The organism is Bacillus sp. JJ675, assembly GCF_036963165.1.
GTDB classification, from domain to species: domain Bacteria; phylum Bacillota; class Bacilli; order Bacillales; family Bacillaceae; genus Bacillus; species Bacillus glycinifermentans.
On the sequence record NZ_JBALMR010000063.1, the window covers coordinates 49,166 to 70,688 of the forward strand.

24 protein-coding genes and 5 pseudogenes are annotated in these 21,523 nt (G+C 40.9%); 19 read left to right on the plus strand and 10 right to left on the minus strand.

Annotated elements, in window-relative coordinates:
- The 10 genes from V7126_RS16555 to queC form a co-directional block, all read left to right on the plus strand.
- On the plus strand, window positions 1-767 hold a 767-nt coding region (locus tag V7126_RS16555), incomplete at its 5' end, for a carbamoyltransferase C-terminal domain-containing protein (protein ID WP_335497772.1).
- Window positions 768-783: 16 nt separating this feature from the next.
- A complete protein-coding gene (locus V7126_RS16560; RefSeq protein WP_335497775.1) occupies window positions 784-1,491 on the plus strand; it encodes a DUF5591 domain-containing protein in 708 nt (235 codons plus the stop codon).
- Window positions 1,457-2,284, plus strand: a complete 828-nt coding sequence (locus tag V7126_RS16565; RefSeq protein ID WP_335497777.1) for a glycosyltransferase family 2 protein — start codon at window positions 1,457-1,459, stop codon at window positions 2,282-2,284. The genes V7126_RS16560 and V7126_RS16565 overlap by 35 nt, the downstream gene beginning before the upstream one ends.
- Window positions 2,259-3,032, plus strand: a complete 774-nt coding sequence (locus V7126_RS16570; protein WP_046129530.1) for a class I SAM-dependent methyltransferase — start codon at window positions 2,259-2,261, stop codon at window positions 3,030-3,032. The genes V7126_RS16565 and V7126_RS16570 overlap by 26 nt, the downstream gene beginning before the upstream one ends.
- 16 nt (window positions 3,033-3,048) lie before the next feature.
- The gene (locus V7126_RS16575; RefSeq protein WP_335497780.1) at window positions 3,049-3,693 is read left to right on the plus strand and encodes a PIG-L deacetylase family protein; all 645 of its coding nucleotides are present in this window, start codon (window positions 3,049-3,051) and stop codon (window positions 3,691-3,693) included.
- Between the two features lie 25 nt (window positions 3,694-3,718).
- Window positions 3,719-4,729 carry an ABC transporter ATP-binding protein gene (locus tag V7126_RS16580; protein WP_046129528.1) on the plus strand — a complete coding sequence of 337 codons (1,011 nt, stop codon included), beginning with the start codon at window positions 3,719-3,721 and terminating at the stop codon, window positions 4,727-4,729.
- Window positions 4,713-5,504 carry an ABC transporter permease gene (locus V7126_RS16585; RefSeq protein ID WP_175075066.1) on the plus strand — a complete coding sequence of 264 codons (792 nt, stop codon included), beginning with the start codon at window positions 4,713-4,715 and terminating at the stop codon, window positions 5,502-5,504. The genes V7126_RS16580 and V7126_RS16585 overlap by 17 nt, the downstream gene beginning before the upstream one ends.
- A 1-nt stretch (window position 5,505) precedes the next feature.
- Window positions 5,506-6,291 (plus strand): ABC transporter permease, encoded by a 786-nt coding sequence (locus V7126_RS16590; protein WP_046129526.1) that lies wholly within the window; start codon window positions 5,506-5,508, stop codon window positions 6,289-6,291.
- Window positions 6,292-6,301: 10 nt separating this feature from the next.
- The gene (locus V7126_RS16595; RefSeq protein WP_046129525.1) at window positions 6,302-7,003 is read left to right on the plus strand and encodes a 7-carboxy-7-deazaguanine synthase QueE; all 702 of its coding nucleotides are present in this window, start codon (window positions 6,302-6,304) and stop codon (window positions 7,001-7,003) included.
- Between the two features lies 1 nt (window position 7,004).
- A complete protein-coding gene (queC, locus tag V7126_RS16600; protein WP_175075192.1) occupies window positions 7,005-7,700 on the plus strand; it encodes a 7-cyano-7-deazaguanine synthase QueC in 696 nt (231 codons plus the stop codon).
- 286 nt (window positions 7,701-7,986) lie between these two features.
- Here the strand turns inward: queC and V7126_RS16605 are convergent, their stop codons facing one another.
- Window positions 7,987-8,487 (minus strand): DinB family protein, encoded by a 501-nt coding sequence (locus V7126_RS16605; RefSeq protein WP_046129524.1) that lies wholly within the window; start codon window positions 8,485-8,487, stop codon window positions 7,987-7,989.
- A gap of 144 nt (window positions 8,488-8,631) precedes the next feature.
- Between V7126_RS16605 and V7126_RS24110 the strand changes: the two are divergent.
- A pseudogene (locus tag V7126_RS24110) lies at window positions 8,632-9,292 on the plus strand (gamma-glutamyltransferase); the annotation flags it as partial.
- 25 nt (window positions 9,293-9,317) lie between these two features.
- On the opposite strand, the gene V7126_RS16615 reads toward V7126_RS24110, so the two are convergent.
- From V7126_RS16615 to V7126_RS16625, 3 genes and pseudogenes are all read right to left on the minus strand, one after another.
- Window positions 9,318-9,773 carry a YndM family protein gene (locus V7126_RS16615; RefSeq protein ID WP_046129523.1) on the minus strand — a complete coding sequence of 152 codons (456 nt, stop codon included), beginning with the start codon at window positions 9,771-9,773 and terminating at the stop codon, window positions 9,318-9,320.
- Window positions 9,774-9,794: 21 nt separating this feature from the next.
- Entirely contained in the window at window positions 9,795-9,920 is a 126-nt protein-coding gene (locus V7126_RS16620; RefSeq protein ID WP_046129522.1) for a hypothetical protein, read from the minus strand.
- 421 nt (window positions 9,921-10,341) lie between these two features.
- A pseudogene (locus tag V7126_RS16625) lies at window positions 10,342-10,904 on the minus strand (YukJ family protein).
- Between the two features lie 369 nt (window positions 10,905-11,273).
- On the opposite strand from V7126_RS16625, the gene V7126_RS16630 reads away from it, so the two are divergent.
- The gene (locus V7126_RS16630; protein WP_046129521.1) at window positions 11,274-11,717 is read left to right on the plus strand and encodes a hypothetical protein; all 444 of its coding nucleotides are present in this window, start codon (window positions 11,274-11,276) and stop codon (window positions 11,715-11,717) included.
- 192 nt (window positions 11,718-11,909) lie between these two features.
- On the opposite strand, the gene V7126_RS16635 is transcribed toward V7126_RS16630, so the two are convergent.
- Together V7126_RS16635 and V7126_RS16640 are read right to left on the minus strand one after the other, a co-directional pair.
- Window positions 11,910-12,095 carry a type Z 30S ribosomal protein S14 gene (locus V7126_RS16635; protein ID WP_046129520.1) on the minus strand — a complete coding sequence of 62 codons (186 nt, stop codon included), beginning with the start codon at window positions 12,093-12,095 and terminating at the stop codon, window positions 11,910-11,912.
- Between the two features lie 152 nt (window positions 12,096-12,247).
- Window positions 12,248-12,871 carry a LysE family translocator gene (locus V7126_RS16640; RefSeq protein ID WP_175075068.1) on the minus strand — a complete coding sequence of 208 codons (624 nt, stop codon included), beginning with the start codon at window positions 12,869-12,871 and terminating at the stop codon, window positions 12,248-12,250.
- Between the two features lie 275 nt (window positions 12,872-13,146).
- Between V7126_RS16640 and V7126_RS16645 the strand changes: the two genes are divergently transcribed.
- Window positions 13,147-13,401 (plus strand): CotD family spore coat protein, encoded by a 255-nt coding sequence (locus tag V7126_RS16645; protein WP_231947352.1) that lies wholly within the window; start codon window positions 13,147-13,149, stop codon window positions 13,399-13,401.
- A gap of 248 nt (window positions 13,402-13,649) precedes the next feature.
- Here the strand turns inward: V7126_RS16645 and V7126_RS16650 are convergent, their stop codons facing one another.
- Window positions 13,650-13,940: a hypothetical protein gene (locus V7126_RS16650; RefSeq protein WP_335497791.1), complete on the minus strand. Its 291-nt coding sequence runs from the start codon at window positions 13,938-13,940 to the stop codon at window positions 13,650-13,652.
- Between the two features lie 250 nt (window positions 13,941-14,190).
- Here V7126_RS16650 and V7126_RS16655 point away from each other — a divergent pair.
- Window positions 14,191-15,020, plus strand: a pseudogene (locus V7126_RS16655) (pentapeptide repeat-containing protein).
- Between the two features lie 34 nt (window positions 15,021-15,054).
- Here the strand turns inward: V7126_RS16655 and V7126_RS16660 are convergent.
- Complete coding sequence (locus V7126_RS16660; RefSeq protein WP_046129515.1) at window positions 15,055-15,849, minus strand: SDR family NAD(P)-dependent oxidoreductase; 795 nt, start codon at window positions 15,847-15,849, stop codon at window positions 15,055-15,057.
- A gap of 172 nt (window positions 15,850-16,021) precedes the next feature.
- Window positions 16,022-16,381: a YxeA family protein gene (locus V7126_RS16665; RefSeq protein WP_046129514.1), complete on the minus strand. Its 360-nt coding sequence runs from the start codon at window positions 16,379-16,381 to the stop codon at window positions 16,022-16,024.
- 159 nt (window positions 16,382-16,540) lie between these two features.
- Here V7126_RS16665 and V7126_RS16670 point away from each other — a divergent pair, with 159 nt between their 5' ends.
- From V7126_RS16670 to V7126_RS16680, 3 genes and pseudogenes are all read left to right on the plus strand, one after another.
- A complete protein-coding gene (locus V7126_RS16670) occupies window positions 16,541-16,759 on the plus strand; it encodes a hypothetical protein (RefSeq protein WP_046129513.1) in 219 nt (72 codons plus the stop codon).
- Between the two features lie 185 nt (window positions 16,760-16,944).
- Window positions 16,945-17,160 (plus strand): CotD family spore coat protein, encoded by a 216-nt coding sequence (locus V7126_RS16675; RefSeq protein WP_082094036.1) that lies wholly within the window; start codon window positions 16,945-16,947, stop codon window positions 17,158-17,160.
- 813 nt (window positions 17,161-17,973) lie between these two features.
- Window positions 17,974-18,749, plus strand: a pseudogene (locus V7126_RS16680) (NAD(P)H-binding protein).
- Window positions 18,750-18,818: 69 nt separating this feature from the next.
- Here the strand turns inward: V7126_RS16680 and V7126_RS16685 are convergent.
- Window positions 18,819-19,433: a hypothetical protein gene (locus V7126_RS16685; protein ID WP_082094180.1), complete on the minus strand. Its 615-nt coding sequence runs from the start codon at window positions 19,431-19,433 to the stop codon at window positions 18,819-18,821.
- Between the two features lie 189 nt (window positions 19,434-19,622).
- Between V7126_RS16685 and V7126_RS16690 the strand changes: the two genes are divergently transcribed.
- Window positions 19,623-20,393 (plus strand): alpha/beta hydrolase family protein, encoded by a 771-nt coding sequence (locus tag V7126_RS16690; protein ID WP_046132872.1) that lies wholly within the window; start codon window positions 19,623-19,625, stop codon window positions 20,391-20,393.
- 186 nt (window positions 20,394-20,579) lie between these two features.
- Window positions 20,580-21,523, plus strand: a pseudogene (locus V7126_RS16695) (ribonuclease YeeF family protein); the annotation flags it as partial.

A 21,523-nucleotide genomic window follows, 5' to 3' on the forward strand; every position in this document is an offset into this window, starting at 1 on the left:
GGCTTAACTGTGTAGGCAATAGGAAACTGCTTGACTTAGAAGAAGTCAAAGATATTTTTATACAGCCCGCTGCATCTGATGCAGGAGTATCATTAGGGGCAGGAGCATTGCTGTCTAAAGAATTGGGTTTTGATGTAAAGCTTTCGAAAGACCATGTCTACTCAGGGCCGGCCTTTAGTGATGGAGAAATTAAAGATTTGCTGGAACGATACAAAATTAAATATGAGTTTTTTGAGAATGGCATAAACGAAGCTGCAGTCCAGCTTTTAAAAAAAGGAAGTGTCGGAGCCAGATTTGCCGGAAGAATGGAATTTGGACCGAGAGCTTTAGGAAACCGAAGCATTCTGGCCAATCCGCAAAGCAAAACAATGCTTCAAAGGGTAAATTATATAAAAGAAAGGGAACAATGGCGCCCCCTTGCACCTAGCATTAATGCAGAGAATCAGACGATGGCGATAAACGAGGAAACGGCATCTCCTTATATGCTGTTAAACGCAACAATACATGAATCCTCGCTTGAGGTGCTTCAGGCAGTAACTCATATCGATGGTTCCACAAGGCCGCAAATCGTAGATAAAGGGGTAAATTCATCTTATTGGGAGCTTATTCAATGTTTTTATGAAGAAACCGGAATACCAGCTGTTTTGAATACGTCTTTTAATATTGGAAATGAGCCGATCGTTTGTTCACCGAAGGATGCAATTCGTTCATTTTTTTGTTCTGAGCTAGATTTTCTATTCTTAAATCATTTTTTAATCAAAAAATAGGATGAGGTGAATGATCATGAGTGCTACCTATCCAAACTTTCCGGAATACAAACTGAAGAGCGTCTATAAGGGGAAAACCTTCTTTAAAAGAGGGGCGACCCGCGACCATATCTTTCACGAAGAATTTGAAGAATGGCAAAAATTCTTTTGTAGTGGCGAGTACCTTCCGCCAGCCGGAAAAGACATCGCTTTATTCCATGTCTGCACATGGGCAAAACCATATGACTTTTCCTATATTGGAAAAAAAATAAGGGAGGTTACAAATAAATTTGAAAGGATACACCCCATCATATTGTCTAATGCAGGCGTTATCCCTTATGAATATCAAATGAATCCGGCATTTTGCGCATACGATTGGATACAGACGGAGGATATATCCGGAGAAGAAGCTTTAAGATTGAAAAAATTATATCAAGATTCGCTTTTAAATCGAATAAAGAATTATTTAACCTCTAAGCAGCAGCATTATAAAGCGGTTGTTCACTATTGCATGCCGATAAAGGATTCAATTGTGACGGACATTCATGATTTTTGCAAAACAATAGACCTCCCATACTTTCATACACCTGGTTTGGAGACATTCAGAAATTCAAAAGGCGTCTTGACTAACTTGAAGGATTTGGGAGAATTTTATATTTTAGATCCTGTTTTGAATGATTTGGAAAATACTTTAAAAAAGGTGAGCAGCATTGATAGATCTGTCAATCGTAATACCGGCTTATAATGATCCCAAACTTGACGAGTGTTTAAAAAGCATAGATATAGAGGCGGAAATTATAGTCGTACTCAACGGCGCAACCAAACAGGTTGAAGACATAGCCAAAAAGCACAATACGACAATGGTCCATCTGCCGGCTCCCAATCTTGCAAAGGCTTATAACGAAGGAATCAAATCTTCAAGCAAGAACAATGTGCTGCTGATGGATTCAGATTGTATTTTTAGAAAAGGCTGTATAGATAAGTTATACAACATGTTGTATGAACATCCGTTAGCTAAAGGAAGGGTGCTTTTTGCTTACCGGTCAAAAACAGAAAAAATAATTGCAACTTCAAGACATATTCATACCGCTAAAAAAAATGCGTATTCCCCGCCTTTAGCATTTAGAAAGAATATTGTAGATCAAATAGACGGCTATTATTTTGACGAACAAATAAACTGGACGGAAGATTATGATTTTGATGCAAGAGTGAGGAGGGCTGATCTCAGTATCGGATACGATGATAGCGCACAAGTCATACATCCCGCCCTGACGCTGTTAGGCGATTTGAAAAGCTCTTACAACTATGGGAGAGGACAAGCAAGAGGGGTTCAATCGAACAAAGAATGGTATTCGCCTCCTAGCAGGCTGTTGAAAAGCATGATAAAAAGTTGGACTCCTTTGAAAAATAGGTTTGGAACGGGCGTGGCTGTGTATCTTTCTTTATGGCAGATTGCATTTTTCATGGGGTTTAAAAAGGAAAGCAAAGCAACCGAAAGGGGTGTAAAAAAGAGTGGTTCGGCAAATACAACAGTATGACAATATCTCAAGCGTTTATGATAAATTAATTCCTGAACCGGACGGACTATTTGATTTCTACAACGGCTTTGTAAAGGAAGGCGTCACAATTCTTGACATCGGATGCGGATCTGGCCGTCTGGCCTTTCAATTAGCCCAAAACGGTGCAACCGTTCATGCTATCGATATTTCGGCAGGGATGGTTGAAAATGCTAAAAGGAAGCTTGCTCAATTTGACCGGAAAACATTAGAACGTATACATTTTGAGAAGGCCGATATAAAAAATTTCCATTGTGAAAGCCGATTTGATTATATTTTTATGAGCGGTGGTGTCTTTGAGTATCTGTTAACCCCAAAAGACCAGGTTGAAGCGCTTCAAAAAATTAAGCAGCTGCTAAAACCGGAAGGCAAATTTATTTTTGACATCATATCGCCGCCGCAAGTTTGTGCTTATGACAAAAGGCAGAAGGATTTTGGAAACACAGCTAATCCCTCCAAAGATCATCAGTATATTAAATCCCAAAATATATTTCGCATAGATCATTACAAACAAATTGTATCAACCCGTTGTTTATTTGAAATACATCAAGATGATAAAGTAACGGAGAAATACGAATTCAAATTTTTAACTAGATATTCACTGCCGACAGAACTGTTTTATCTTCTGAAGTCCAGGGGTTTTACTGTTTTAGGTTTTTATGGAGATTACAATAGAGAACCTTTTAAGCGAGGCAGCGAGTTTATGATTTACATCACAAAGCTTTCTTAAAGCAAGGAGAATGTGAATGCACACAAATAACAGAAAACATTTAGTAATCGCGCCGCATCATGACGATGAAATCATCGGATGCGGGGGAACAATTGCCAAAGCGATTAAAAGCGGGGATCAAGCAAGAATCATTATCGTTACAATGGGTGAACTTTCCGGAATCGATGGCAGCATTGAACAAAATGTTCAAATACGCGAAAACGAATGCAAAAGGGCTTGCGAAATCATCGGCACACAAGATATTCACTTTTTAAAAGAAAAAGACCGGGCGCTCACCTATAGAAGAGATCTTGTTGAAAAAGTGCTGATGCATATAGATGATTATCGGCCTGATTATGTATATTACCCTCACTCGGAAGAAGCAGACCGTGACCATCGAATTGTTCATGAAATTACCAGTGAGGCATTATTTTTAAGCCGCTCTAATTTTCTGCGAAACAAAAACAGGATCAAAAGGTGCTTGCAGTACGAAATTTGGACTCCGTTAACCGCTTATCAATTAGTCAGTGATATCAGCAGTGTGATCGATCAAAAAATGGAAGCCTTAAACGCATATAAATCTCAAGGAGCTATTCTTCAATTGGAAAATGGGGTAAAAGGGTTAAATGCATATAGGGGTATGCAGGTCGGCACTGATTTCGCAGAAATTTTCAAATTTTAAAATCTAACAACGGAAGGATTCGGTTATGTTCATACAGGTTGAAAATGTATCACGTTCATTCAGCAGAGCTTCAATGGATGAAGGATTTTGGAATTCAGTTAAGAGTCTATTTCATCGAAAAAAAGAAGTCATTCATGCTGTAAACAATGTTTCGTTTTCAATTCCAAAAGGAAAAATCATTGGTCTTATCGGTGCAAATGGAGCAGGCAAGTCGACTTTAATAAAGCTGATGACGGGTTTGATTACACCGACTTCAGGCAGGATAACGGTCGATTCATTTACACCGCATAAAAAAGAACCGGCGTTTTTAAGGAAAATAGGGGTTGTATTAGGACAAAAAAATCAATTGTGGTGGGATCTTACCCCGTACGAAACATTTTTGCTCCATAAAGAAATATATCAGATTGCCCAAGCTGAGTTTGAGCGTAATATAGAGCGGCTGACAACCGCTTTGCATGTGAAGCATGTCGTGAAATCTCCCGTTCGAAATCTTTCTCTTGGCGAAAGAATGAAATGCGAATTGGTAGCCGCGCTGCTTCACTCTCCTGAGATTTTATTTTTAGATGAGCCAACAATCGGCTTGGATTTTATTGCTCAAAAAAATATTAGACGATTCTTGAAGTCATACTGCCGGGAACAGGAAGTGACAGTTATCTTAACGAGCCATTATTTACAGGATATTGAGGAGCTTTGTGAGCATATTATGATTTTGCGGGATGGAGAGCTTTATTATAATGGGAGCTTTAAAGGTTTGCCCGGTTTAAACGATGATGAATACAAGTTGTTGTCAATCACCCTTTCAGAAATGGACAACCTTTCGCTTTTGAAGCAATACGGTGAAATCATCGAAGAACAGGATCATACTGTTCTTTTGAAAATTAGCAGAAATACATTCAGCCAGGCTTTGAGGGATATTATCAATCATTACGATATTATTCATTTTGAGGAGAAGCATACAGAAATCCAATCTTTATTAGAGGAAATTTATAAACTATCAGAGCATGTCGGAGTTGAAAAAATTGAGAAAATATATTAAGCCGGGGCTCATGGCCATACAGACGGCTTTTCAGTACCGTTTCAACACCCTGCTGTATATGGCATTTAGCCTGCTTCCACTTATTGCCGTCATTTATTTATGGCAAAATGTCTATGATCAAAAACAAATCATTGAGGGGTATACAATTGACTCAATGATTACATATTTAATTATTGCAAAGATTCTCGAGATCTTATTGCTTCCTGCTTTTCACTGGTCGATTCAAGATGAGGTGAGCAGCGGCGAACTTTCAAAATATTTAACAAAACCTATTTCATACTGGGGATTCTGGTTTTCAAAAAATACCGGAAACAAGCTGGTCCAATTGATGCTCGTCAGTATTCCGATGGGAATTGTTGCTTTGTGCAATAGAGAATATTTTTTATTCCCTGATTTTCATGATATAGCCGGTCTGATTGCAGCTGTCATATTGGCGATGATTCTGTATTATAGTTTGTATTTTCTTGTTTCTCTGTTTTCTTTTTATTTTGTTGAGATAGCTTCTTTCTTTTTTACAGTTGATATTTTGCTTGAACTGCTTTCAGGCACGCTGTTTCCATTAAAGCTTTTGCCGGAACCATTTTTTCATATCGTTAAAAACCTCCCATTTGCCTATTTGATTGATTTTCCTGCAAACATATATCTTGGCCGTTTGGGAGTGGGCGAAATCTTGTACGGTTTATTTATTCAACTTATATGGATCGGCATACTTTCCGCTTTTTCGAAGTATGCGTGGAAACGCGCGATGTCAAAATATGAATCGGTTGGTGCATGATATGAGATACATCACTCTTTTTTTCCACATTGTTAAAATCAATAGCATTAATTTGATGATGTACAGAACCAACTTCTTTATGAATATTATTGACAGTCTCATATGGTTTGTCATTACACTGATTTTTTTCAATACACTCTTTGGTTATGTGGAAAACGTCAATGGATGGAGTATATATGACATTTATTTACTGCTCGGAACGAGCGAGATATTAAAATCCTTAATTTTTGTATTATTTATCAATAACCTTCCGTATATCCCATCATTGGTTAATAAAGGAACCTTGGATCTTCTTTTATTAAAGCCCGTAAACAGCCAGTTCATAGTATCTTTGCGGAAATTAGACATGGGGAATTTCGGGAATTTATTTCCGGCCATTGTGCTTGTTATATATGCATTGATCAATCTAAACGCCACTTTGCAAATTTCTCAAATATTGGAATACTTGTGTTTTATTGTAACCGGAGTGGTGCTGGCTTACGCGCTCTGGTTTATCACTATGACATTATCGATTTGGATCACGAAAGTTGACGGTCTGCACGAATTGTTTTTAGGCGCAATGACGCTATTTAGATATCCGACGTCTTTTTTTAAAGGGATCGGCAGGATTATTTTTGTTTTTATTTTTCCTATAGTGATCGTCGCAAATGTACCGGTGGAACGCCTTCTGGATGTGTCTAATGGAACAAACGTTTATCAGTATTTCTTATATGTTGTTGGTTTTCTAGTATGCAGCGCGATGTTTTGGAAATTCTCTCTGAAACATTATCAGAGCGCGGGAGGGTGATGAGTGTAAGATGAATGCTGACACAACTGTTTTACCAATGGTCGAAATTTTCGAAACAATAGAGGGCGAAGGATCTGCTGCGGGAAAACAGACGACTTTTATAAGGCTGTTTCATTGTAATCTGCGTTGTGTGTGGTGTGATACAAAGTACAGCTATGCCCCCAGCAAACCCGAGTTTGAAGCTACAATAGAAGAAATCGCACATAAGGTTTCCCGTTTAGCAAACCATTATGTTTGTTTGACCGGGGGAGAGCCATTAATCCATGGAGAAAAATCTTTAGCTTTAATTGAGCGGTTGGCTAAAATCGATGTAATTAAAGATATTCATATTGAAACAAATGGTGCTATTCATTTAAAGCCTTTTATAAACATGAGGCGTCTATCCGCTAAAATGGCCAATAAAGTTCGCTTTATCATGGATTTTAAACTTCCAGACAGTGGAGAAATGAAAAAAATGATCTATGAAAATTTCGATTTATTAGACGAAAATGATGAAATCAAATTTGTTATAGGATCTGAAAACGATTTTCAAATCGCTATGGAGATTATTGACAAGCATCATAAAAAAGGCCGTCTATTAATGAGTCCGGTATGGGAGACGATGAAGCCGGCGAATCTAGTCAAAAAAGTTTTAAACAGCCGGCGTAAAGATATTCAAGTTAATCTTCAGATTCACAAAATCATTTGGGATCCGGAAAAAAGGGGTGTTTAATATTAAAAAGAATAATAAGAAAGCCGTCGTTGTTTTAAGCGGGGGATTAGACAGTGCCACCTGCATGGGGATTGCTGAGAATGAAGGCTACAAGCTGCATGCCCTCACGTTTTACTATGGGCAGAGACATTCCAGAGAAGTGGAACAAGCAAAAAAAATAGCAGAGCATTATCAAGTACAAGAGCATAAAATTGTGAATATCGATTTTTTAAAAGAATTAGGAGGCAGCGCCTTAACTGATGAAAATATAGATGTGCCGAAAAAAATGAATCAAGATAACATCCCGGTGACATATGTACCGGCTAGGAATTTAATTTTTCTCTCCTGTGCATCAGCTTATGCGGAAGTGATTAAAGCAGAAGCGATTTACACTGGAGTAAGTGGAGTCGACTACAGCGGGTATCCAGATTGCCGTCCAGAGTTTATTGAAAGCTTAAACAATACGGTCCGCCTTGCGACCAAAAGAAATATCGAAGGGGAAAAAACAAACATTTTTACTCCTCTTATCAATTTAAGCAAAGCAGATACGATAACTCTGGGACTTAAGTTGAATGTGCCTTACGAACTTACTACCTCCTGCTACAATGGGGAAGAGTATGCCTGCGGTGAATGCGACAGTTGCACATTAAGGCTAAAAGGTTTTAAAGAGGCTGGTTATAAAGACCCTATTCCGTACAAAAATATTCAAATGATATAAAAAATGACGAATCGGTAATAGACGCCAACGATCACCATGGCATTTATTTACCGGGTGTTTACGGGAGCGGCAGAGCAATGCGAAATTGCGTCCAAATAAAGTGCAAACAGTGGCAAAACCGCGAAGAAATGAAGGGGAATATCCATCTCGTGCAGATATCCATCAGTCCGCTTTTAACAGGATGACGATCAGGAATTCTCAGAATGCTGTTTGACAAAAATAAGTTTTAAAGTCAAAGGGGGGCTTAGAAAAAATCCCCCTCTATATTGTGCATTTTTAGTAAAAGCTACATCCACAGAAAATAAGCATAATCCGTCGGGACGCTCGCGTGTCCCATTTGCCTCAGCATCGCCGAGATGTTGCCTCTGTGATATGTGCCGTGGTTGATGACGTGATTCGTCATCTCGGCAGCGTTCGTTTCCCTCTCACCCAGCACCGGGTGCCTTACTGTAAGAGGCGCATCGAGATTCTCAGCATCTTCAAAAAATGCTTGGTATTGATGTGCGGTTTCATCAAAAAAAGCGCTCAGCTTTTTGATGTCTGCTTCCTTTAATTCTTCATTAAGCCTCATCGCCAGAGCTTTTGCTTCATCATATCCGCCCCCCGATATGATGTTCAGCCAGAGCGCGTCTGAGACGCACATATGGACAACAACTGCCGAAACAGAAGGGAACACGCTCTTGATTTCTTTCGTGAAAAGCTCTTCAGGAAGGCTTTGCAGGTGCTCAAACACCTTTTGGTTTGCCCAAACGTGGTAGTCAAAACGTTTTGCTGTGTCATGCTTCATATTATGTCCTCCTCGCTTTTAAAGGAATAGAATTCGACAAAACGGCTTCTGTTTCCTTCCGCAGGGAGGATTTATTTGTTTCCATCCCGAAGCTGATATGTCAGGAGGGAAAAGGTATGATGGCGGCGTCTCAGCCGCTAGCGGCACATGCAGACCGAAGCGGTTAAGCTTGCATTTGCCGACGGTCTCGAATATATAACCGAAAACGATCAGATGCCTGCTCAAACAGATGAATTATTGTCAGAAGAATATGCCAAAAAAAAGGGCACTGATAGGGGATACGGCGCTTGACTCCTGCCCGGGGAAGCTACCTGAAGGGGGAACTGTATATTTGGCGTCTGCCGATGAAGAAGGAAACATGGTATTCAAAGCAGCTATACGGGATTCGGTTAAGGTCTGGCGTCCCGAAGACGGGAGTCGCTCTCCAAAACAGAGACTATGAATTTAAGCTGGACCCGAATCACCCGACCCGGAAAAAGGACGTTCCATACGATCATTCCCGGATTTATCACAAAAGACGGTAATCCGGTAGTGTGATGGGAGGGTATATGCAGCCTCAGGGACACGGTCAAACGGTCATGAATCTCCATCCCGCAAACGGCCCTTGATGCCCCGCGCTGGCAATGGAAGGGCGGAAAAAAAGTGCTGCTGGAAACGTCTGTTCCGCAGCACATAGCACAGGCCCTGTCAGAAAAGGGGCATCAAATCGAATGGGCGCTTGATTCAGGATCACCCTCCGCCATGAAAACGGCGTTTTGGCGGGCAAACAGAAACGAGAACAGACTGGAGCATTGCCTCTTGGTAGAACTCCTGAACATCCGCTCTGGCAGTTATTTTTTGTCACGTTTTTCCGACGGGGACACCGGAAAAAGCTCGTCTGACGCTTCGTGTTGATACTGTAACGAACCCGTGTTTTTCCGCCTTTCGCCTCCTGTCTCTTCTAAAACGTTAGCCGCCATATAGCGATGAAAGAAATATTCAAATACGGTCACGCCGATCGCTGAAATGATTGAAGCCATTGCAAGAGACCCATACGGAGGATTATCCTGCATCGCGAGAATGGCCCAGATCAAAATCAGGGCAAGACCGAAATCCGCCATAGTCGCCGTCGTATTATTCGTTCTTGGAAGGAGCCAAAGATCTCCTACCAGGTAGGATACGATCCCTAAAATCAAGGTAAGGACAAATACGTCTCCAAATGGGACGCCGAAAAACAGAGTTAAAATCACATATAATAGAACCAGGCTTGCAATGAACTTTAAACACAGTGCCCATACATGTTTCATAAGTTTCATCACCTTCCGCTTTTATTTTAAAGTGCCGCCGCTTTTTTGCTGTTTATTGCTTTTTTGCTCCTGCTGAAACGCGCTTTCTGTCTCATGATCATTGTTAATCTGTTCGATGCTGCCGTTTTTGATGCCTTTCTTCTCCATGATCTCACCACCTTTTTCACTATATTTTGGATCGATTTTGATTTCTTATTCATGCTTTCCGTTCAGCCTCATTATTTTTTTAAAAACCTTCCTGGACCCATTCTTCCGGTTTTGCGGGACGTCAAGCCGTGCCAAATAATATAGAAAACAGGATTGGCCTGATCGATGCAATACTCTTTCTAAAGGATTTCAAAATGTTCACCGGCCGGCACAGTTTATACAAACGAACTAAAAATGTATTTTTTCTTTTAGAAATACAGAAACTAAAAAAGACCCGGCTGCTGGGAACAGTCGAGTCCTAACTGATCAAGGGGCCTGGGCAAAGGCTTCTTGATGACAGGCCTCTTCCTCTAAACCGGAGAGGCCTATTCGTTTTTTTTCTGCACCGGAAACAATGCCGTCAAGGAGGAAGTGTTACGCTTTATTCATATTCCTTATCAGGTTCTGTATGATCGCAAAACTTGATTGGCTGTCCATCCCGGTCCGTGCACCACGATTGAGTTTGAAAGGCGAGAAACACCGCAGCCCAGGAGTCTTTAAACTGAATCAATATTCCTCCGTCTTTCCATGTGCCATTGTCGTTTTCCCAGCGGCTGCCTCGGGGATTGCCTTGATTCATGTGAATGTTGTGCATTCCCAGACCCGTGTCAAATTTAGAACCGTATACGTAAATTGCTGCATGTTGATCATTTTTTGCTTTATTTGCGTACTCTTCAAGAAATTCGTATAAGTCATTTTTTTCACCGGGCAAGGTATGCGGCAAAGGCGTCATGGCAGGATCGTGATTTGGGAAGCATCGAAATCGTCATCGGCATAGTAGAGAACTTTTGATTGATCCGACGATTTTACGTTGACGACACATCGATAATGTCTGCCATTCTCACCGGCTACATAAATGTCAAGATGCGGTGTTCGGTCATTGACCGGATCTCTTTCGGTTCTCACGACGGTTCCTTTTAAAACGCCATAATGTTCTACAGGCATAAAAAGTTCCTCCTCGCATATGATCAGGGGTGAAGTAAAGCTTGGGAAACAACATGGTGAATGATTTATTCGTTGATTCCCAGAAAAAATCCTTAACCAAGAGCAGTCGCTTTAACGTTTGAAAAACAGGCCCGGCAAGTTCGATGAGAAAGTTTCATCATCAGTATTCCCCAAAAGTCTGTAAAATCCTCTTTTCATCATCATGATAGAAGTTTATTGTTTCATTTTCAGGTTGTTATTGTTGAAAATTTTCAAAAAACATTTTAAATTTCATAATAATGGAATTGTTTTGTTTACAACACTATCCAAACGAGGTAGTATTATGGTTGTTAGGTGCTTCATAACAAAATTTGACGGGGAGTGACGCTTATGAAAACCAGGCTCGTAAAGATTTTGCCGATCGCTGCTGTTTTATCGGGTTTACTAGTAACTTCACAATCCGCATCTGCGATTACCGGCTTGGCTGATAATAAAGAATCAGCGCTTGAAGTTTTGCCGGGGTACCATTTTCAATGGAAACTGCAGACAGCTTCAGATGAAGATTGGTTTCTTTGGCAAAATAATACGGAAGACAAGCATGATTTATCAGCTTCATTAACGTCTCCAAGCGGGAAGAATTTCGATTTGGAAGCGCACCATGTAACGTCGCAAAAAACGGTTGTTGTACAGGCAGAGGATCACGGTTCCGGGAAAACGGATTCGCTCCGCGTCAATGCAGTTCAGCCTGGGGAAAAGGTTTATTTAAGACTGAAGACACATGATGGTGATTATAGTACAACGAGCAATTATGATTTTACTTATTCCATTCAATGAAAAACGGCATTACATTTTGAGGTGGGACGTGAATTTTTAGAACACTCAAGAAAAGACGCCGGACTTTTACTTTCGGCCCGACGCCGATTGTCTATCTTGATAAAGATTCCTTTTTGTAGTCGATGGGGGCCTGGCCGCCATAATTTCAATAAAAAAACAGCCTTGCGAATAAGGCTGTTCGAAAAGCGAGCCCTACCAGCTCGCTTTTTTGATACCCGGAATTTGTCCTTTATAGGCAAGCTCGCGGAAGCAAATCCGGCAAAGCTTAAATTTGCGAATCACAGAGTGCGGTCTGCCGCAGCGTTCACAGCGCGTGTATTCCCGGACTTTAAATTTTTGTTCGCGCTTTTGTTTGACGATCATTGATTTTTTGGCCAATATTTTTCCCCCTTTCAAGATCATGGTTGTATATAAACATAAGTGTGTATGATTTCTGTAAACAACTAATTATAACAAATTAAATAGGATTTGTAAACTGAAGTACGGGAATCATGTAACATTCCATCTTTCGCAAATCATCGAAAAAGCCTTTATTTTTGCGTAAACGCCATTTTTAGACCGATGATGGCAAACAATGAACCTTGGATCAAGTTGATTTTTTTTGCTATGGCAGGGCGCCTTAGCAAAAATTCTCCGGCTTTCCCTGCGAATATGCTGATGATGGTGAAAACGGCCAAAGCCTGAAGCAAAAAGATGATGCCGTACATGAGCATTTGTATCGTCACATTGCCGGCTTCATTGTTGACAAACTGCGGCAGAAAAGCCAGGAAGAATAACGAAACCTTTGGGTTTAAGAGATTCATAATGATGCCTTTTCGATACAAAGATGTTAAACTCACCAAATGCTGATCGGATATATGAAAGCCTGAGCTTTTGTCCCGGAAAGACTGGTACGCCAAATATAACAAATACGCTGCTCCGGCGTATTTCACGAAGGTGAAGGCAAGAGCCGATTTGTAAATGACCGCTGAAATTCCGACCGCTGCAGCGGAAATGTGAAAAACGAGTCCGGTGCAAAGCCCGAAGGCCGTTGATATTCCGGCGCTTTTGCCATTCGATATGCTCTGTGCCAGCACGAATAAATTGTCCGGTCCGGGCATGAGGGTCAGCAATATGGCTGCGCCTAAAAAAGATGCTGCTGATAAAAAGTCCATATGTCCCACTCCATTTCGATGCAACGTTGCTTTGTGCCATTATAACATGCAGAACGTATCGGAAGGTGCGGCTTCCATTTATATTGCGGCGGGCATATTACTAGATTTCATGCAGACGCCTAAAATCCCTTTTAAATATAGGTAAATGTTTATTAAAAAATAAGGATAACAGCCTTTTTATCCAATATTTTGGTTCTTTTTATTAGTACATGTTGTCTCTCATTCTCATAGTTTAATAGTGAGAAAGCATTAAATGAAAGAAAGGGAGAATGTCCATGTATGATCATGATTACTGCAAACCGTATGTAGCGCGTCCTATCGTCTATCCTACAAGGAAATGTGAGTATCATGAGTATTCCAAAACAATTATTCCTCATATTCATCCGCAGCATATTTCCAAAGTAAAGCATCACAAATATGAGCATGTTCATTACTATCCGACCACTTATTCCAAATACGAGCCTGAGTCACATTACCATTCACATCACGGAAAGCCCTGCAACCGCAAACACAAAGAAGAGCGGTATTAACTTTTTGGACTTTCTTAAAAAAGAATGTCTAAACAGATCTGAATATCATTTCAGAGGAAAGCACCCCTTCGGGGTGCTTTTCACTGGGATATAAAGTTAGACAAGTTCGTAGAAATGCTGTGCAAAAGATGGCCAAACTTAAAAAGGAGGGTGCTTTGTGCACCCTCCTCAAGAACAGCCGCCGAAGATTACGTCTCTTACGATGCAAACAGGGGAGACCGAACTTGAATAAAACTGTAATTAATTTTTTAGTAATAATATTTCTTATACGGTTCACACTTAAAATAATATTTTTTATAATGGTGTTTTTTGTCATATTCGTAACCGTAATCATAATCGTACTTTTTGTCATGATCATAGTCATAATCATAGTCATACTTTTTCTTATGATCATAGTCATAATCATAGTCATACTTCTTCTTGTGATCATAGTCATAATCACAGTATTTCTTATCATGTTCAGGTTTATAATAAACCTTCTTACATTTGAACCAGTAATAGTCCTCGTGCTTCTTCTTATCGTATTCGTATTCGCTCATCAGCCATTCCCTCCTTTCTCATTTGTCTGTATATTCTATGCCCTTTATATGAAAGAGATTGTGCGTTTTAAATATATTGGAAAAACAGGCTGGTAACTGGTTTTGAGAGTGCAGTGTCAACCATCTGCCCCTCCGAATATTTTCAGTCGAATGCATTACTGCTTTAAAAGATAATAGGTAAATAGAAAACCTTCATATATAATAAGAGAGAACGATTGAAGGTTCCCGTGAAAGGGGGAAGTATAACATCATGATCGACACGATGCCGAATGAGGTAAGGACAGATTGCATGAATTGTTTCGGACTGTGCTGCGTAGCGCTGCCGTATGCGAAATCCGCTGATTTTGCGTTTGATAAAGACGGCGGTGCACCTTGCCGTCATTTACAATCGAATTTCCGGTGTGCGATACACGAAGATCTTAGAAATAAAGGATTTCGCGGCTGTACCGCTTATGACTGTTTCGGCGCCGGCCAAAAGGTGTCACAAGTCACATATGAAGGTAAGGACTGGCGAAACAACCCTGAGCTGGCGGAAGAAATGTTAACGTATTTCCCATTATGCAGCAGCTTCACGAAATGCTTTGGTATTTGCATGAAGTCCTTTCAATAGAAAGAGCGCAATCAATTCACCGGGATGCGCTTGCGATCCTTGATGAGACGGAACGTTTGACGAAACAGAGCAAGGAATTCATTTTGCAAATCGATGTGTCTGCACATAGAGCGAAGGTGAACGACGTTCTTTTGCGGACGAGTGAAATCGTACGTGCCAAATCACCGAACAAAAAACATCTGAAAAAAATCGGCCGTGGAAGCATCCTCATAGGTGCTAAACTAAGAGGTTCTGACCTAAGGGGAGCAAACTTGAGAGGCGCCGTCCTGATAGCCGCCGATCTGCAGAATTCCGATCTGGGAATGGCTGATCTGATCGGGGCTGACTTTCGGGATGCCGACTTAAGCGGCGCCGACCTATCCGAAAGCATGTTTCTTACGCAGGCTCAGGTCAATGCGGCGAAGGGTGACCGGCATACAAAATTGCCGCCGGCATTAAGGGTTCCTGATCATTGGAAAGCGGCTGATTGAGTAAAAAAACCTCTTCCCGCGAAGGGAGAGGTTTTTAAAAGACGCTGCGGACCAGTCCGCCGTCTGCCCGCAACGCCGCGCCGTTGATCGCGGAGGAAAGCGGGCTGCTTAAAAACGTGACAAAGTGTGCAATTTCTTCCGGCCGGATCAGCCTTTGAATAATCGAAGTCGGACGATTTTCTTTCATAAAGCGCTTTTCCGCTTCTTCGACCGTAAGATGTTCCCCTGGATAGAGAGAGTTCAGCATCGTTTCGACTCCCTCGGTTAAGGTTGACCCCGGCATCACAGTATTTACTGTTACATTTGTGCCTGTTGTAAGCTCTGCCAGGCTTCGGGAAATGGAAAGCTGCATTGTCTTCGTTGCACTGTAATGCGCCATTTCCTGCGAAGGCATCACAGCCGCCTCACTCGCAATAAAAATGACCCGGCCTTCCTTTTTCTCTATCATGTTCTGCAAATACTTACGCGAAAGCCTTACACCGCTCATAATATTCACTTCGAAAAAGCGAAACCATTCATCATCCGGAATATCAAAGTAATCAGCAGGTTCAAAAATCCCTAAATTATTGACTAAAATATCGATCTCAGGATACGCCTCAAATAGTTCATTGCATCCTTTTTCCGTGCCGAGGTCAAAAGCGGCCGGATAAAGGACGGCTCCTGTATAGCGTTGTTTCAACCCGTCTATCGTTTGTTTGACGGTTGCTTCCCGCCGCCCGTTGATGATGACAGACGCGCCTTCTTTCGTTAAGGAAGCGGCAATCGCTTGACCGATTCCTGACGTAGAACCTGTGACCAACGCCTTTTTTCCCTGCAGATTCAGTTCCATCATACATTCCTCCGTTCCTCTTATTTATAAACAAAAATTCAGCGGATCATACTGCCACCATTATGATACAGAACAGCAATCTGCGGTAGTACGCACTTTTTTGTTCCATAGGCACTTTTTTGTACCTGACATCAAAAAGCCCTCCTGGAGGGCGGCAAAACCTGGAGGGGGATTACGGCTGCTGATTCAATTTCTTTACAATGCCTTGATCGATTTCTCTTTCGTTTACTCTTTCCTTGCTTGATACGATCTCTCTTCTGTTTTCCCAACGAATGAGATAATATTGACCTTTCTTCATTTGATCTCCGGAAGAAAGTTTCAGTTTTTTTGCTTTTCCAGTTTTATCATAACCGGTAGTATAATAAGTATACGTAATGTCTGTATATCCATCATCAGCTTTTTCTTTCGCGATTTCAGGATCTGCCGTAATTTTCACATAATAATCTTCCGTTGAATAATACGTCGAGTAAAACAAATACCCGCCTCCGAAAATGATTAATATTGCGGCGATCATTCCAAGAAAAAATTTCATTATTTATCACCTCAGGAGCCATCATACGTTAAAACTGGCGCGCGGAACTATTGATTTAGCTTACATTTTCATTACACCTATGTAAGGAGCAGCTTGCTGTTAAACGTTTGATTACAGAAAAAGGAGAGGCTTTGTCCTCTCGACTTGAGAGGGAATGATATGAAGTCAATAAAATCGATCACCGTTCATTCAAATACATATGTTGTAGGGAAAGGATGCCATCCCCCGGGATTTAAAGACGGTGCTGTCGTGGTGAAGATTACCGAAAAAAACAAGTTTTTCGGGCTGATTAGAGGTTTTGTCGTTCATTTTGATACAAAAGCAGAGCTGCATATTCATTCGAATGACGTCATTGTCGATTGGGGAGAAGGAAGCTAACTAACGGACACGGAAAATGGATATGAGATAACTTTGCTTGATAAAACAAGTTTTCGTCATGCAAAAAGGCAGCAGGATGGGCGGTGACCATTGGGATTTTAGGTGTTTGTAATAGTACATATACATACATATGAACATAGCTTAATAGTGAAAACAAACAGAAAAAAGAAGGGAGAATGTGATTCATGTATCATTGCAATGTCTTACCGCCGATCATTCATCCTACTCATTGCTGCGAGCATCATACATTTTCTGAAACGATGGTTCCTCATATTCATCCCCAGCACACTACGAATGTGAACCATCACCATTTCGAGCATGTTCATTACTATCCGCACACATACTCCAGTTTTGATCCGGTCACACACCATCATACACATTGCGGAGCGCCTTGCTGCTAGTAAAGGGAATGAAATTGTATGAAGTCTCATCCAAAAAAGCATCTAAGCGGATGCTTTTTTTATGTTGAAGTTTCATTCCTTATTGTACAGGTGATTCCCCATTATCTTAAAAAAAAGGTTTCAAACAACGAAAAAATAAAAAGCGCATTTAAGGTAAATGAATGATGGCATAAGGGAGATGCAACCGGCATCAAGTAAGGACCGGGTTCAAAGTTTACGAAGCTGAAAAGAGAATGTAAAAGTGATATTGCAAAGGGTGCGGCAAGAGCTGGGTCATATGAGAGTACGATATGGTTGCCTCTGATGATGCTGTTAAGCGGTAATGAACAGGGGAAACCTTATTTCCAGCTTAAAAAAACACCGATCGCTGTAATCGGTGTTAGAGGGTGCCAAGAGGTTCTTACTTTAGCATATTCACAAATGTTGTTTTTATTCTTTTTTCATATTGTGAACCAATCCTCATCAAAAAGATGCTGTATAAGACACCTCAATTTATAAAATATGCCATGCCAGAGACTCAAGATATTTTATTCTGCTAAATGGCAAAAGGTGAATAAAATTTCAGTTTGGGGTGATGACGACCACAACAGATGCTTCACAACTCTTCATCATAATGAGGAAAACGATTTTATCCTTTTGGCTATTGATATGAAATCATTTTGTAACTATAATGGTTACAAAGGCGTGTAACAGGTCAACAGGTTAATCGGGCAGCTAAAGAAGAGGGATTTTTAATACAAGTCAATAAAAGCTCATGATGATATACATATGTGCTCAATCATTTAATTACAATGGAAAACGGAGGAATCTGCAATGAAAATGTTAGTTACCGGAGCAACAGGAAAACTCGGGTCAAAGGTGGTAAAGACGCTGTTAAAAACTGTGCCGGCAAGCCAGTTGGCCGTTAGCGTCCGCAATCCGGAGAAAGCGGAAGGATTGCAGGAGCGCGGAGTGGAAATCCGCCAAGGAGATTTTGAGCGTCCGGAAACATTGGATTCCGCTTTTGCAGGGGTCGACCGCTTGCTGATCATTTCTGCAGACGGAGATAATGAAACGAGGATTCGCCAGCATACAAATGCGGTAAAGGCAGCAGAACGGGCAAAAGTAGGCTTCATCGCCTATACCAGTATAGCCAATGCCAGCGAGAGCGCGATGTTCCTTGCTCCTCCGCACGTTGCCGCGGAAGAAGCGATATTAAAAACAGGGATTCCTTACTCATTTTTACGAAACAATTGGTATTTGGAAAATGAGGCGTCAAGCATTCAGGGTGTGATGGCGGGAGCTCCCTGGGTGACATCTGCAGGAAGCGGCAAGGCAGGCTATTGACTCAGGAGGAACTGGCGTCTGCCCTTGGCGGCGTATTGGGCAAAGACGTACCGGTTCAGCAGGTTGATGACGCTCAATATGCCGATATCATGAAAAGTGCCGGCGTACCGGATTTTCTCATCCCGATGCTCGTGAATATTCAAAAAGGCATCCGGGGCGGGGCTTTGGATGTCGAGAGCAGCGATTTTGAAAAACTTCTCGGACGTCCACTTACGCCGATCAGCGAGGCGCTGACTCAAATCGTAGACGGAATAACAGAGTAGTTGAAAAACCGGCCTTTGTTCATGTCGACAGAGGCCGGCTTTATTTTTGAGACTTCCGGGATTCTCCAGTTACTTGATTTCGATCGCCGAAGCCTTGTTATCCCAATCCGAAGCCATATTAGCCGTTTTCCCGTACCAATCGGAATGTCTAAACAAGACTCCTTTTCCATACCCTTGAGTTGAAGTATGCTCCCACAGCGTCGTCGAATAGCTTGAAGAAGGTGACGCCGTACTCAAAGAGGAAATTCTGTCGTTCCAGCTGGAAGGCAGGTTTTTAAACCCGTCTCTCCAATAAATATACTGTCCGCCTTTATTTTTATATTCATAGAAATCAGTACAGCAAGGACCGGAGCCTGTGATCTTGAATTTGTCCTGAAGCCTCTGTTTGTCTTTTTCGATAAATGCCTGCAAACTTTTCCTGCTCGTAAAGCCATATGCAAGCCAATCGCCAGCTTGATTCTGTTCAGGCAGAACCATGGTTACTTTTATGTCTTTGTCGGCTTTATTACTCATGTTGATCTGGGAATCCACGTCTTTTCCATCCACTGTTACATAGTGAAACGATTCTATCGTATAATCGTTCCTTTCTTTTGCCGACACAGTGCTGGCCGGCAATGCAGAAATGAAACAGGCTGCTGCAACGATACCCATTCCCACTGTTTTTTTGAGCTTTGTCTTAAACATAACACCACTCCCTTGCTGGATTTCCCCATTTTTCAATAGGCTTGAAAAATCATAGCATTAATAAAATGAAAAACATGTCTTTTTTTGCATAAAAACTTTAAAATGAAATAAATTTACAGTTTCCAATAATTGAATTGAAAGTTGCTCAGGTAAACAAAGTTCAAGTTTCAATTTGAAGGGGGGAAAACGATGTCTAATAAAGTTAATATTTCTTATGGTCAACACCGCTCACAATATGGGGTATTACGGTTGCCGGAAAGGAAAGAACGATGCCCGGTAGTCGTTATGATTCATGGAGGGTTTTGGAAATCCAGATATGATTTAGAAGAAAACAATCCTATTGCTGAGGATTTAACTAGCAGGGGGTATGCCACTTGGAATATTGAATATCGTAGAGTTGGGGAAGAAGGAGGAGGTTGGACAGGGACATTTAATGATGTAATTGACGCTATAAATCATTTATTACAATTAAAGGAACCTTATCGTTTAGACCTATCAAATATAATGATTGTCGGCCATTCGGCAGGAGGTCATTTAGCGCTTTGGTTAGCCTCTCGATCTGCAGCAAAATCAGACCAAACATTTAATGAATTAGTTGTGTCCATTAAGAAAGTAATAAGTTTGGCTGGAGTAACTGACTTAAAAAAAATGTGGGAATTTCACAAAGAAAAAGGGATGAAAAGTCATGTATCCGCACTAATGGGTGGGGCTCCGCATGAGGTGGCTGAACGATATAAAGTTGCTTCTCCAATTGAGTTGTTACCAATGAAAATAGATCATGTTTTAATTCATGGTGTATTAGATCGGCATGTTCCAGTAGAGTTAAGTGAAAATTACTATTCAAAGGCAATAGAAATGGGCAGCAATATAAGCTTAGTTGTGCTGCCAGATGTGGAACATTTTAAAATCATTGATCCTACTTCAACAGCTTGGGATACAGTAATTGATACAATATTTTAAAGCCTAAGGGCGGAATCTTCTTGGATTTACTTATGCAAGCCGGGCTATTTCCCTTCCTTCTTGTGGGTTTAAAGGCCTAATCACTAAGATTCATTTTCATGGATAAGCAGGATTTATCCACCAATTCCCTTCTATAAAGTGGTAAACTCTATACTGATTGTAACTTTAGTATTAGAGGAGAATGTCATGAAAACTTTAGACGTTCAGGCGTTGCACAAAGCAATTGACCATACGCTGGAACAGTTAAAAAAGCAATCAGATGAAATGGCTAAAATCAAAAAAAGCGTTGAAGCCATCACATCCCTTGACGATGCTTTAAAAGGAAAAGGGGGAGACGTGATTCGTGCTTTCTACGAAGAATGCCACACTCCGTTTCTTCAGTTCTACGAAACTTTCATTGACGAATACGAATCGGCATTGAAAAAATTAAAAATGCATTGAATTCCTTGGAGCCGAATCACAACGGATATATTTCGCAATCCTTTCTCGATCACGAATTGGAGCAAGGTTTGAACGCGGCTGATCGAACAACGAAACATTTGGTGTCCAAAGCCAATGCCGCGATTTCAAAAGTCAGCCTTATTGTCGATCTGCCAGATTTAAATGACAACGAATTTCATGAGCAGAATAGAAAAGCATTGACTGACATCAATCAGACGATTGAAAAGCTGCATACGTTTGACAGGGAACAAACAAGCGCCCTCAAAACTGCTGAAAACGATCTTGAGACGATGCAACAATACATAAAAAGACTTGAAAAAATGTATACGGGGCCTAAAATTGAGATTGCCGCCTATCAAAAAGGATCGATTTTAAAACCGGATGAGTTGGATGCTTTGAGCGGGAATCAAGAGACAGCGATGGGAGTCATGTTGGATAAGCTTGATAAGAGATCAAAGCTTGAAAAAGAGATTAGCGAAGTTAGTGAACATGATATCAAAATTTCCAAGTTAAAGAAGAAGCTTGATGATTATGACTTTTCAACAGCTTCAGAGTTTTATGAGATTGCCAAGGAAATTGGATATGAAAATCTTTCCCCTTGGCAACAACGGTATTTCAATGGAATTGAAGGCTCTCGTAATTTTGGCAACGCCATTAAAGGAAGTGCTGAAGGAATCAAAAATGCAGTT

Bases quoted from the DNA above. Each gene is read 5' to 3' on its own strand.
- V7126_RS16690 (WP_046132872.1), top strand. From the start codon at position 19,623: ATGTCTAATAAAGTTAATATTTCTTATGGTCAACACCGCTCACAATAT.
- V7126_RS16665 (WP_046129514.1), bottom strand. From the start codon at position 16,381: ATGAAATTTTTTCTTGGAATGATCGCCGCAATATTAATCATTTTCGGA.
- V7126_RS16670 (WP_046129513.1), top strand. From the start codon at position 16,541: ATGAAGTCAATAAAATCGATCACCGTTCATTCAAATACATATGTTGTA.
- V7126_RS16650 (WP_335497791.1), bottom strand. From the start codon at position 13,940: ATGAGCGAATACGAATACGATAAGAAGAAGCACGAGGACTATTACTGG.
- V7126_RS16590 (WP_046129526.1), top strand. From the start codon at position 5,506: ATGAGATACATCACTCTTTTTTTCCACATTGTTAAAATCAATAGCATT.
- V7126_RS16580 (WP_046129528.1), top strand. From the start codon at position 3,719: ATGTTCATACAGGTTGAAAATGTATCACGTTCATTCAGCAGAGCTTCA.
- V7126_RS16620 (WP_046129522.1), bottom strand. From the start codon at position 9,920: ATGGAGAAGAAAGGCATCAAAAACGGCAGCATCGAACAGATTAACAAT.
- V7126_RS16660 (WP_046129515.1), bottom strand. From the start codon at position 15,849: ATGGAACTGAATCTGCAGGGAAAAAAGGCGTTGGTCACAGGTTCTACG.
- V7126_RS16675 (WP_082094036.1), top strand. From the start codon at position 16,945: ATGTATCATTGCAATGTCTTACCGCCGATCATTCATCCTACTCATTGC.
- V7126_RS16630 (WP_046129521.1), top strand. From the start codon at position 11,274: ATGAAAACCAGGCTCGTAAAGATTTTGCCGATCGCTGCTGTTTTATCG.
- V7126_RS16685 (WP_082094180.1), bottom strand. From the start codon at position 19,433: ATGTTTAAGACAAAGCTCAAAAAAACAGTGGGAATGGGTATCGTTGCA.
- V7126_RS16645 (WP_231947352.1), top strand. From the start codon at position 13,147: ATGTATGATCATGATTACTGCAAACCGTATGTAGCGCGTCCTATCGTC.
- V7126_RS16605 (WP_046129524.1), bottom strand. From the start codon at position 8,487: ATGAAGCATGACACAGCAAAACGTTTTGACTACCACGTTTGGGCAAAC.
- V7126_RS16560 (WP_335497775.1), top strand. From the start codon at position 784: ATGAGTGCTACCTATCCAAACTTTCCGGAATACAAACTGAAGAGCGTC.
- V7126_RS16615 (WP_046129523.1), bottom strand. From the start codon at position 9,773: ATGAAACATGTATGGGCACTGTGTTTAAAGTTCATTGCAAGCCTGGTT.
- V7126_RS16575 (WP_335497780.1), top strand. From the start codon at position 3,049: ATGCACACAAATAACAGAAAACATTTAGTAATCGCGCCGCATCATGAC.
- V7126_RS16595 (WP_046129525.1), top strand. From the start codon at position 6,302: ATGAATGCTGACACAACTGTTTTACCAATGGTCGAAATTTTCGAAACA.
- V7126_RS16640 (WP_175075068.1), bottom strand. From the start codon at position 12,871: ATGGACTTTTTATCAGCAGCATCTTTTTTAGGCGCAGCCATATTGCTG.